The organism is Candidatus Pseudothioglobus singularis PS1, assembly GCF_001281385.1.
In the GTDB taxonomy this organism is placed as follows: Bacteria; Pseudomonadota; Gammaproteobacteria; order PS1; family Pseudothioglobaceae; genus Pseudothioglobus; species Pseudothioglobus singularis.
On sequence record NZ_CP006911.1, the window covers coordinates 1,547,103 to 1,557,829 of the forward strand.

The 10,727-nt window shown below is 37.9% G+C and carries 12 protein-coding genes; 3 read left to right on the top strand and 9 right to left on the bottom strand.

Features of this window, described 5'->3' with window-relative positions; translation table 11 throughout:
* Window positions 1-2 precede the first annotated feature (2 nt).
* From trpA to W908_RS07845, 8 genes are all read right to left on the bottom strand, one after another.
* On the bottom strand, window positions 3-803 hold the full coding sequence (gene trpA / locus W908_RS07810) for a tryptophan synthase subunit alpha (protein WP_020028006.1): 801 nt from the start codon (window positions 801-803) through the stop codon (window positions 3-5).
* Window positions 804-871: 68 nt separating this feature from the next.
* Window positions 872-1,912, bottom strand: a complete 1,041-nt coding sequence (gene hemE / locus W908_RS07815; protein ID WP_053820635.1) for a uroporphyrinogen decarboxylase — start codon at window positions 1,910-1,912, stop codon at window positions 872-874.
* A 109-nt stretch (window positions 1,913-2,021) separates the two neighbouring features.
* Complete coding sequence (gene rpmE / locus W908_RS07820; RefSeq protein ID WP_020023788.1) at window positions 2,022-2,234, bottom strand: 50S ribosomal protein L31; 213 nt, start codon at window positions 2,232-2,234, stop codon at window positions 2,022-2,024.
* Window positions 2,235-2,276: 42 nt separating this feature from the next.
* Window positions 2,277-2,504 carry a BolA family protein gene (locus tag W908_RS07825; RefSeq protein ID WP_020026303.1) on the bottom strand — a complete coding sequence of 76 codons (228 nt, stop codon included), beginning with the start codon at window positions 2,502-2,504 and terminating at the stop codon, window positions 2,277-2,279.
* 36 nt (window positions 2,505-2,540) lie between these two features.
* Complete coding sequence (locus W908_RS07830; protein WP_020023790.1) at window positions 2,541-3,821, bottom strand: inorganic phosphate transporter; 1,281 nt, start codon at window positions 3,819-3,821, stop codon at window positions 2,541-2,543.
* A gap of 10 nt (window positions 3,822-3,831) precedes the next feature.
* Entirely contained in the window at window positions 3,832-4,512 is a 681-nt protein-coding gene (locus W908_RS07835; RefSeq protein WP_020023791.1) for a TIGR00153 family protein, read from the bottom strand.
* A 255-nt stretch (window positions 4,513-4,767) separates the two neighbouring features.
* The gene (locus W908_RS07840) at window positions 4,768-5,178 is read right to left on the bottom strand and encodes an arsenate reductase ArsC (protein WP_053820636.1); all 411 of its coding nucleotides are present in this window, start codon (window positions 5,176-5,178) and stop codon (window positions 4,768-4,770) included.
* Window positions 5,179-5,187: 9 nt separating this feature from the next.
* Complete coding sequence (locus tag W908_RS07845) at window positions 5,188-5,856, bottom strand: MIP/aquaporin family protein (RefSeq protein ID WP_020023793.1); 669 nt, start codon at window positions 5,854-5,856, stop codon at window positions 5,188-5,190.
* A 183-nt stretch (window positions 5,857-6,039) separates the two neighbouring features.
* Between W908_RS07845 and glmU the strand changes: the two genes are divergently transcribed.
* Genes glmU through W908_RS07860 form a run of 3 tightly spaced genes read left to right on the top strand, consistent with a single transcriptional unit; the run spans window position 6,040 to window position 9,473 of the window.
* Window positions 6,040-7,395: a bifunctional UDP-N-acetylglucosamine diphosphorylase/glucosamine-1-phosphate N-acetyltransferase GlmU gene (gene glmU, locus W908_RS07850; protein ID WP_053820637.1), complete on the top strand. Its 1,356-nt coding sequence runs from the start codon at window positions 6,040-6,042 to the stop codon at window positions 7,393-7,395.
* A gap of 27 nt (window positions 7,396-7,422) precedes the next feature.
* A complete protein-coding gene (locus W908_RS07855; RefSeq protein WP_082345034.1) occupies window positions 7,423-8,589 on the top strand; it encodes an MFS transporter in 1,167 nt (388 codons plus the stop codon).
* Between the two features lie 53 nt (window positions 8,590-8,642).
* Entirely contained in the window at window positions 8,643-9,473 is an 831-nt protein-coding gene (locus W908_RS07860) for a TauD/TfdA dioxygenase family protein (RefSeq protein ID WP_053820639.1), read from the top strand.
* Window positions 9,474-9,486: 13 nt separating this feature from the next.
* Here the strand turns inward: W908_RS07860 and metC are convergent, their stop codons facing one another.
* Window positions 9,487-10,653 carry a cystathionine beta-lyase gene (metC, locus tag W908_RS07865; protein ID WP_053820640.1) on the bottom strand — a complete coding sequence of 389 codons (1,167 nt, stop codon included), beginning with the start codon at window positions 10,651-10,653 and terminating at the stop codon, window positions 9,487-9,489.
* Between the last annotated feature and the right edge of the window lie 74 nt (window positions 10,654-10,727).

Here is a 10,727-nt window from a genome sequence, read left to right on the forward strand (position 1 = left end):
AGTTAAGTAATTGCACTCGAGATTTCTTTTGCTAAATTTCCAACTTTGGTAACCATTTTATCCTTATCAGATGCGAGCTCTTCGACAATAGAGACAAGGGCACTTCCAACTATCACTGCATCAGCATTTTCACCAACCTGTTTTGCAGTGTCAGCATCTTTTATACCAAAACCAACACCCACTGGAAGTTGAATATAATTCCTCATTCGTTCAAGGTGATAATTGACCGAGTCAATATCAAGATTTGCAGCGCCAGTTACCCCCTTGAGGGAAACATAATAAATATATCCACTGGCTATTTTCGAAATTTGCTCTAAGCGCTCATCTGTCGTTGTAGGGGCAACCAGAAAAATTAAATCAATCTTATATTTATCCAGCTCCTGTTTAAGATCTGCAGCTTCTTCAGGCGGCATATCAACAACCAAAATGCCATCAACTCCAGCCTCGTCTGCTCTAATAGCAAACTCTTTGTAGCCATAGACTTCAATAGGGTTGGTATAGCCCATCAAAACGATACCTGTCGTCTGATTGTGCTCTCTAAACCTCTCCACTATTGCAAAAACAGAATCTAAGTTGATACCGTCTGCAACTGCTCTTTCATGTGACTTTGCAATGACAGGCCCATCTGCCATTGGATCAGAGAACGGCATTCCCAATTCGATAATGTCGGCGCCACTATCAGCCAAAGTGAAGACAAGAGCCTCACAGCCATCTAACCCACCATCACCAGCAGTAATAAATGGAATGAAGGCGGTCTGATCTTGATCATCAAGTTTTTTAAAGATATTAGAGATTCTTGACATATTGTTATTATTATTATTTATTACGAAATTTTAACATAGAGAGACTCTCACTCTATTTAAGTGATTTTTTATTTTGAGTATGAATGGACCGCATCAACCAAGGCCTTCATACTTTCAGGATTAACATCTGGAGTGATGCCATGCCCCAGATTAAATACATGTCCCGTTGAGCCTTGAAACTGATCTAAAATTTTATGTGCTTCACTTTTGATAACCTCAGCTGATGCATAAAGTACAGATGGGTCAAGGTTACCTTGAAGGGCAACTTTCGAGCCAATCCTTCTTTCTGCCTCTCCAATTTCAACTGTCCAGTCAATACCAACAGCATCGCAACCAGTTGCAGCAATTTGTTCAAGCCATGCGGATCCGCCTTTTGTAAAAAGCGTAACAGGTATTGTTTTGCCTTCGGGGTTGCGGTTAATTCCAGCCACTATTTTTGACATATACATTAATGAAAAATTTTCATAACTGGCTTTATTTAAAAGACCACCCCAGGTATCAAAAATCATAACTGAGTCCACACCAGCCTCGATTTGAGAGTTAAGATAGTCAATAATTGTGTCAGCTAGAACATCTAAAAGTTGGTGCATATGCTTTGGATTTTCGTACATCAATCCTTTAACCTTTGAAAAGGTCTTACTGGAGCCGCCCTCAACCATATAAGTTGCAAGCGTCCATGGACTTCCGCTAAAGCCGATTAGTGGAACCCTTCCTTTAAGATTTTTTTTGATAACTGATACGGCCTCACTGACATAAGATAAATCTTTTGATACGTCAGGCTTAGTTAATTGATTAATTTCTGAAAGTGAGCTCAGCGGGTGAGAAAATTTTGGACCCTCCCCTTCAACAAAGTGTAATCCAAGTCCCATTGCATCTGGAATAGTCAAAATATCAGAAAAGAGAATGGCTGCGTCTAAATCAAAACGCTCTAATGGTTGAAGTGTAACTTCACAGGCCAAATCACTTGATTTACATAGCGTTAAAAAATCACCCGCTTTTTTTCGAGTTGCTCGATATTCGGGCAAGTAACGACCTGCTTGTCTCATGACCCAAATAGGGGTTCTGGTGACCTCTTTTTTTAATAACGCATTAATGTAGTCAAAAGCCATTATGTTGTCTCAAAATAGTTGATTATATCAATTTTAAATTTTAATCTGAAGTTTCCTTTTGACACAAAAAAAGCCACATTTGTGGCTTTAAGAGTCAATCAATTTGAATTTAACGTTTGAAAGCGCCGTAGCGAGATTTGAACTTCTCTACTCGTCCAGCAGTATCCATAATCTTTTGCTTGCCTGTGTAAAAAGGGTGACAGCTTGAACAAACATCAAGATGAATTTCGTCTTTACCTGAAGTTGAGCGAGTCTCGAATGAGTTACCACAACTGCACACAACTTTTATTGTTTCATATGAAGGGTGAATATCTGTTTGCATAGCCTTATATCTTCAAGTTTTTCAAAAAGTGGGAATTATATACTATCTCTCTGCTGGGGTAAATGTTTTAACAGTTAATGCATGGAGCTCGCCGCTTTTAATTTCTTCCTTGACAAGACCCAAAACCATACGCTGTCTTTGCAGCAAAGACAAACCCTCAAAGACAGGGGATACTATAACAGCAGAGCAATTACAACCATCTCCCTCCATTGTTACATCTGAACTTTCAAGTCCTGATTCGAGCTTCAATTGAACTTCTTCTAGTGTCATAATTTTTAATGTAATATTTTGAAATAATTATACGCTCTAAGCACTAAAAATACCTTTGAGTGTAAAGAAAAACAAGATCGACATTATTGCTCCAGCTGGCAATGTAATTAACCAAGATAGAAATATTCTATTAACAACTCTCAGGTTCAATGATGCTACGCCCCTTGCAATACCCACACCAAGAACAGCACCAACAAGTACCTGAGTTGTTGAAACTGGAAGCCCCGTATAAGAGGCAAATACTACTGTTGTTGCAGCGGCAAGTTCAGCAGAAAAACCTCTACTTGGCGTTAGCTCAGTAATATTTTTACCGATCGTTTTCATTACTCTAAAACCAAAGGTTGCAAGACCAAAGACGATTCCACCACCACCTACTAACAATATCCATGAAGGGAGTGCGCTTTTTGAAACAATTTGCCCGCCCGACTCAACAATACTATAGACCGCAGCTAATGGGCCAATTGCATTTGCAACATCATTTGATCCATGAGCAAAAGCCATTGAGCAAGCTGTAATTACCATCAGTCCGCCAAATAGTTTCTCCATATTTGCATAGGAGAACTCATTATCATCTTCGGGGTTGGTTTTAATTCGCCTAATAATAATTGCGGCAATGATGGCTGCAAGAATTCCAACTAAAGTTGCAATCATCATGCTTGTTGGAAGGTCCTTACCGAGATGTTTTAAAGAGTCAACATGCTTGAGTCCTTTTAATAGAGTGACCAATGAGAGGACAAATCCTACAAAAAAAACGTAGAAAGGGAGGTATTTTTTTGCATTTTCAAGTGGCTGCTCTGTATCTATTACTAGGCGCTGTAAGCTTTTAAATATCAAAATAGCCATTGTTCCTGCAATAAGTGGTGAGACCACCCAACTTGCAATAATGGCATACACTTTATCCCATGATACAGCCTCTATACCAACTCCAACTGCTCCAAAACCAACGATTGCACCAACGATTGAGTGTGTTGTGGATACTGGCCAACCAAGAGATGAGGCAATTAAAAGCCAAGTCGCTGCAGCCAATAGAGATGCAAGCATTCCATATACTAATAATTCTGGATTATTTGTAAATGCTCCTGCATCAAGAATACCTTTACGGACAGTTGCAGTGACCTCTCCACCAGCCAAAACAGCTCCTGCAAATTCGAAAATGACTGCGATAATGACAGCCTGTTTGAAAGTTATAGCACCAGAGCCAACAGAAGTCCCCATTGCGTTTGCAACATCATTGGCACCAATGCCCCAGGCCATAAACAGGCCAAATCCAATAGCCAACATGATAAGAATATCTCTATTTTGAACGATAATTTCCATTGTTAGCCCCCTACTTTGTCAACATAACTTCAAAACGCGATCCAACCTTTTGGGCAGCATCAGCAGTCTCACCAAGCCACTCTATGGCTCGATAATAAAACATTACATCTATAGGTGGTAATTCGGCCTCAAGCAGATAAAGCTTTTTTCTAATAATTTCTTGAGCAACATCTGTCTCATGTTCCAATTCGTTGACTTTCTTAATCATCTTGTCAACAATTTTTCGCTCTCTAGAACTAAACGCAGTCTCTAAGAGCTCATCCAATTCATTAATTGCAACCAAGGCGGCCGCTGAAGTTTTAATGCATAGCTTAGATAATTCTAAAAAGTCTTCTGCAAACGCTTTTGGAAAGTGCATTTTTCTCGACATCATCAAGCCTGAAAGGTCTTTTGTAATGTTGGCAATAGAGTCCTGAATTAGCAAAACATCCAGTAAATCCCTTCTAGAGAAAGGCATCATAAATGTACTTGGCAAATTCATTCTTAGTTTTTTCTTAAGAACATCTGCTTTCTGTTCTTTTTTGCCAATTGATAGATGAGCTGATTGAGCCTTTTCCCAATCTTCAGTATTAGCCGCTTTAGCAAAAACTCCAAACTCTTTTAAGCATGAATGAACCTGTTTCATGTGCTGCTGTAATGGGCTTATTGGTGACTTTCCAAATAGGCTAGTTATGTTGTCTTTTCCAGTCATATCTCTAATCTACTCCGTATATAGTTTAAAGGTAAAAAAATACTACAAAATAACTCAAAATTTCTTTGGCAGTTGAAGCCAAAATGCGCATTATAACGAATTGAATTCAAATTTAGGTTGCTTTTTATTACAACAAGAAGTGTATTTAGTATCATTCAACCTCTTCATTATAGCTGAGTTGTTAAGCCTTAGTATTAAGGTACTAGAGAGAGCCCTTAGTTTTTCTGTAGTTGAATATTATTCAAACCGGATAGATTATTTATCGAAAGAGTAATTATTTATAAATGGCAATAATTTACTTTTAATCTCCTCAAAACAAAGCTCAAATGCCTCATATTCTTTCCCATCTGGATCATCAAAGCCGATATGAGTCACAGGAGTATTGCCAGGGAAAACGGGACAGGTTTGACTTGCATTCTCACAAACCGTAATCACTAGATCAAATTCAATTTGCTCTAAATCTTTGATGGGCTTAGAGTGGTAATGATCTCTCCAAATACCTTTAGATTGAAGTATTTTTTTTGCACTTGGATTAACCATGCCGCTGGCAGAAACGCCACTTGAGTATGCTGCAATTTTTCCATCAAAAGTACGATTAATGAGGGCCTCTGCAATAATACTTCTGCAACTATTACCGGTACATAAAACCAATACTTTCTTTGCCATAGTTAATTCTTATGAGTCTGATTTAAAAACTTTCAGAAAAACTAAAGCTGCACATACCGCTCCCAAAATTGTTGCGACAATATAAAGCCATAGATGCTCAAAGTTTCCACTGACAAGGGCCGGTGCTATACTTCTTGCAGGATTCATGCTTGCACCTGTTATTGGTCCAGCAAACATCGATTCGAGTCCTACTGTGAGTCCAATTGCTAATCCTGCGAAATCCTTTGTCGCCTTGCCATGAACTGCTGAAGAACAAATGACAATCATCAGAATAAAGGTGAGGATAAACTCAAAACCAAAAGATTGCGAAGCAGAGCCACTTGGAAGGGTTGCCCCAAGATAGCTCACGTCTGACACTAAAACAAAATTTTCTCTCAAAAGTAAATAAAGGGCTAAGCTTGCAAGAACTCCACCAAGTATTTGTGCTGAAATATATGGGATAACATTTTTTCGTTCAAATTCACCCATTGACCAAAAAGCAACTGTCACAGCTGGATTGAAGTGAGCGCCAGAGACATGTGCAAAGCTATAAATTAATGCAACGATAACAAACCCAAAAGTTAGGGCAATACCGACATGTCCAATTGCGTTAGCAATGTCGTTAATAATGATGGCCCCAGTTCCTGCAAACACAAGAATAAAAGTTCCAATTAATTCTGCAATTAGTTTTTTTTGCATACTATTTATTTTGCTCAATCTAACTAAAAAAATAAATCATCATAATGGGTCAATATTTCTGCTTTATGACAAATGAAGTTTAAATTTGGAGTCTAAGAATTTAAAGGGTAACATTATACAAAATATTTGAAATAATTAATTCATAGTATCAATTATTTCGAGATAAAAACGTACCCAATTAGAATGAATACTGCAATTATATTAGCTGCTGGACAAGGCACTCGAATGAACTCTCAGACGGCTAAAGTTCTTCACAAAGTCGGCAACAAGAGTCTTCTTCAACACGTCATTGATGCATCTCGCCCTCTAGTCAATTCTATTAATGTAATTATTGGACATCACTCAGAATCTGTCAAAAAAACAACTTCAAATGACGACATTAACTGGGTTAATCAAAAAGAGCAGCTTGGAACAGGTCATGCTGTTAAACAAGCAATCCCTCATATCAATGACAACTTAATCTGTTTAATTTTATATGGTGATGTGCCCCTTATCAAAACTGAGACACTTCAAATACTGACTGACAAAGCAGAATCTTCAGGCTTTTCCCTGTTGAGTGTTATGATGGAAAATCCCTTTGGGTATGGCAGAATTATTAGGGATTCAAATAATTCTATTTTGTCAATTGTTGAACAAAAAGATGCGAGCAAAGATGAACTTCAGGTCAGAGAAATTAATACAGGGATCATGGCAATCAGAGGCTCAATCTTAAAAAAATATTTAAAAGAATTAGAGCCAAATAATTCCCAAGGAGAGCTTTATCTGACTGATATAGTTGAAAAAGCAGTTAAAGATAATGTTAATATTGCTTCATTTATATGTGAAAGTGTGGCAGAAGTTATGGGAATTAACGACAAAAATCAATTGTCACAAGCTGAAAGAGCATACCAACAGAATAAAGCTAGTGATTTAATGTCAAAAGGTTTAACCATCATGGATCCAAAACGATTTGATTGTCGAGGTGAGTTGAGCTTTAAAGATGACTGCGTTATAGATGTGAATGTGGTATTTGAAGGTGATAATGATTTAGGTAAAAATGTTTTAATTTCGCCTAATTGTATTATAAAAGCGTCTAAAATCGGCGATAATACTCATATACTCGCAAACTCAATTATTGAAAATGCTGTCATTGGATCCAATGCTTCGATTGGCCCTTTCGCACGAATACGTCCTGAAACTAAGATAGGTAATCATTCAAAAATTGGTAACTTTGTTGAAGTTAAAAAGTCATCTATTGAGAATAATTCAAAAGTCTCACATTTAAGCTACATTGGCGATAGCAAGATAGGAAACGATGTCAATGTTGGGGCTGGCGTTATTACATGTAACTATGATGGTATTAATAAATTTCAAACTGAGATTAAAGATGGGGCTTTTGTAGGTTCCAACAGTCAGTTGGTCGCCCCGGTCACTATCGGGAAAAATGCAACAATTGGTGCTGGCTCCACTATAACTCAGAATACGCCAGACGGTCAACTCACTCTGAGTCGAAATAAGCAGTCCACCATTAGTAAATGGAAACGACCTCTTAAGAAGTAATATCTATCTCATAAAGGATACATCTGAATGTTTAACCTACCAAAAAATGTATGGATACTGACCGCTTGTCAGTCCTTGTTTATGTCTCTGAGTGTTTTTATTGTTTTTGTAGCGGGCATTATTGGTAGTAACCTTTCACCAGTAAAAAGCCTGTCTACTTTACCTGTTGCGACTATTGTTGTAGGAACTGCGGTAAGTGTTATTCCAGTGATAAGACTGATGTCAGTATTTGGCAGAAAAAAGGTTTTTTTAAGTGCCTGCCTTTACACAATTTTATTGATTTCTCTTTGTATCTTTTCAATCACTAAAGAAATGTTTTTTCTTTTTAGCTTTTCTAGCTTCTGCCTTGGCGCCAGTGTGGCAACCATGATGCAATTTAGGTTCGCTGCCATTGAGAGTGTTGAACCTGAAAAAAGACCGTCAGCTACTGCGGTTGTTCTTCTTGGTGGATTAATTTCAGCCTTCCTTGGAACCGAAGTTGCAACTTTAGGCAAGAATTATTTTGAGACTGACTTTGTGGGATCTTTCGTTCTGCTGGCGTTTTTATTTGTAATTGCTTTCATTTTGATGACTTTTTTTCAGCCAGCTGTTAAGTTTAAAGAGCAAGTAGATGAGTCAAAAAGATCATTAGTCGAGATTGTCAAACAAGGATCTTTTATAGTCGCTGTATGTGCAGCAACTACTGGATATGTCGTTATGAGTTTCATTATGACTGCGACTCCTGTAAGTATGCACGTCATGGATGGCCACTCTCTTCACCATACTAAGGTAGTTCTGCAAAGTCATGTCATTGCAATGTTTCTCCCTTCTCTATTCACTGCAATAATTGTTCGATATATAGGGTTAACCCGTATGATGCTTTTAGGCATTTTATTATTCTTTATCTCGGTAATCATTGCCTTTATGAGCCATGCACTTACTAATTATTGGTGGTCATTGGTGCTGCTAGGACTGGGATGGAATTTTCTATTTATTGGTGGTACAAATTTACTCCCAAGGTCTTACAATGAGAATGAAAAGTTTAAAGTTCAATCTATCAATGATTTTTTAATATTTGGTCTACAAGCCCTTGCTGCACTCTCAGCGGGATGGTTTGTATTTAATTTTAGCTGGGAAGTTGTTCTTCTTTCGGTGATCCCACTTCTTTTAATGCAATTGGTTCTGCTCTTGTGGTGGCTAAAGAAGAATGGTTAATTCTAATCAGTTTTTTTCTTTTATAATGCAACAAAATCTTATTGGAGTTATGAATGTTTGAGGTTAGACCACTCACGCCATCAATTGGAGCTGAGATTTCAGGTATCTCTCTTAATGATGAATTAAATGATGATGCTATCGAGCAAGTATATAACTCTCTTATTAAACATCAGGTCATTTTTTTTAGAAATCAAAACCTTTCGCCAGACTCACATCTTAAATTAGCAGAAAGTCTTGGAGAGATTGATCCTGGGCACCCCGTTTATCCTCATGTAGATGGCTATCAAAGTATTGTTTTACTGAGGAATGATGCTAATAATAGGCCTGATACTGCTGACTGGCATAAAGATTTGACTTTTAAAGCAAATCCGCCTTTTGCTAGCATACTCCATGGGATAAAAGTTCCTAAGTCTGGTGGTGATACACTTTGGGCAAGCATGAGTGCTGCCTATGATCAGCTACCAGATGGCTGGAAAGATTATTTGGAGGGCCTTGAGGCGATCCATGATATGGGGACATTTCGCAACGATTACTATAAAGAAGGTGGCGTTGAGTCAATTAATAATGCTCTGAAATCTGTTGGCTCAGCAGTTCATAAAGTCATAGATACTCACCCAATTTCTGGCCTTAAATATATTAATGTTAATCAGTCATTTACACGAAATATCGTTAATGAAAATCAAGGTCCAAGTGATCATGTGTTGCAGTTTTTATATCAGCATATGAATAAGCCTGAGTTCCAAGTGAGGTTTCACTGGGAAGATGACTCTGTTGCCATTTGGGATAATCGAATAACCCAGCATTATGCGGTATGTGACTACTTGCCTGAATTAAGGCATATGCAACGAATCACGGTTATTAACGATAAAAGGGATAAATCTTAGACTGTCAGTCACCCTAGCTTAAATGTGAGAAGCCCTGTTTTAAATCCTCAATAAGGTCAGTTGTATCTTCAAGTCCTATACTCAGACGAATTACATGCTTGCCATCATGAACCCATTGGCCATCTCTCTTATATGGTCTAGCAGTTAACAAACTTTTATAGCCTCCCCAGCTAAAACCAAGGGCGAACATCTCAAGCGAATTAATAAATAACGCAATTTGATCTGCGCTATAAGCCTCTTTAAATGTAAATGAAAATAAGCCTGAAGATCCTGAAAAATCTCTCTTCCATAATCCATGTTGGGGGTGTGACTCTAGGCTAGGATGAATGACACAATCTACTATATCTTGCTCATCAAGCCACCTAGCAACCTCATTTGCCGAGTTCTCATGAGCCTCCAATCGAACCTTAAGAGTTCTCAGGCCCCTAAGCGCAACATAACAGTCTTGAGGGTTTGTGTAATTCTCAACAGTCTTAAAATAGTCTGCAAATTCGTCAGCATACTGCTTATTAACCGTTGCGCAGCCCATTAGCATATCTGCGTGACCACATATATATTTAGTGACTGATTGAATTGCAATATCAGCCCCTAGATCAAGAGGCTTTAGATACAAAGGAGTAGCCCAGGTGCTGTCAATGATAGTCATAATGCCTGCTTTTTTTGCAGCCTTTACTACTTCTACAATATCTTGCATTTCAAATGTATTCGAACCTGGAGACTCTAGAAATATTAGCCTAGTTTTTTTGGTAATATAGCTACTAATCTTAGATCCAATATCTGATGGAATATGCGTTGTTTTTACATCATATTTAGAAAGAATCTTATGACAAAACCTTGAGGTTGGGCCATACACATTATCACAAACTAAAACCTCATCACCACTTTGAGTAAAAGCCATCAAAGTACTTGTTATTGCATTAATCCCTGATGGAAATGCATAGGTTCTATGACCATTTTCAAGCTTACATATTGCCTCTTCAAAGGCTTTTTGAGTAGACAGACCATGTGTTCCATAATCTACGCCTGGATAATTACCCTCTAGGGCTAGCTGCATATCCTCAAAATTATTGAATAGTACTGTAGAGCCACTTTGAATGTCTGGGTTCACAGTTCGTATTTCACGATCACCATACTTCTGGGTATAGTCTATCCAGCCAACATCATTACTTCGCTTTGACATATATATAATTATTTGAAGAATTGGATGCCATCATAGGAGGAATTGAATCCTTTGTCCAGCAATTTTTTTAGGGA

What these genes read in the sequence shown, in the direction of transcription:
- trpA (WP_020028006.1), bottom strand. Translation starts at nt 803, where the DNA reads ATGTCAAGAATCTCTAATATCTTTAAAAAACTTGATGATCAAGATCAG.
- hemE (WP_053820635.1), bottom strand. Translation starts at nt 1,912, where the DNA reads ATGGCTTTTGACTACATTAATGCGTTATTAAAAAAAGAGGTCACCAGA.
- rpmE (WP_020023788.1), bottom strand. Translation starts at nt 2,234, where the DNA reads ATGCAAACAGATATTCACCCTTCATATGAAACAATAAAAGTTGTGTGC.
- W908_RS07825 (WP_020026303.1), bottom strand. Translation starts at nt 2,504, where the DNA reads ATGACACTAGAAGAAGTTCAATTGAAGCTCGAATCAGGACTTGAAAGT.
- W908_RS07830 (WP_020023790.1), bottom strand. Translation starts at nt 3,821, where the DNA reads ATGGAAATTATCGTTCAAAATAGAGATATTCTTATCATGTTGGCTATT.
- W908_RS07835 (WP_020023791.1), bottom strand. Translation starts at nt 4,512, where the DNA reads ATGACTGGAAAAGACAACATAACTAGCCTATTTGGAAAGTCACCAATA.
- W908_RS07840 (WP_053820636.1), bottom strand. Translation starts at nt 5,178, where the DNA reads ATGGCAAAGAAAGTATTGGTTTTATGTACCGGTAATAGTTGCAGAAGT.
- W908_RS07845 (WP_020023793.1), bottom strand. Translation starts at nt 5,856, where the DNA reads ATGCAAAAAAAACTAATTGCAGAATTAATTGGAACTTTTATTCTTGTG.
- glmU (WP_053820637.1), top strand. Translation starts at nt 6,040, where the DNA reads ATGAATACTGCAATTATATTAGCTGCTGGACAAGGCACTCGAATGAAC.
- W908_RS07855 (WP_082345034.1), top strand. Translation starts at nt 7,423, where the DNA reads ATGTTTAACCTACCAAAAAATGTATGGATACTGACCGCTTGTCAGTCC.
- W908_RS07860 (WP_053820639.1), top strand. Translation starts at nt 8,643, where the DNA reads ATGTTTGAGGTTAGACCACTCACGCCATCAATTGGAGCTGAGATTTCA.
- metC (WP_053820640.1), bottom strand. Translation starts at nt 10,653, where the DNA reads ATGTCAAAGCGAAGTAATGATGTTGGCTGGATAGACTATACCCAGAAG.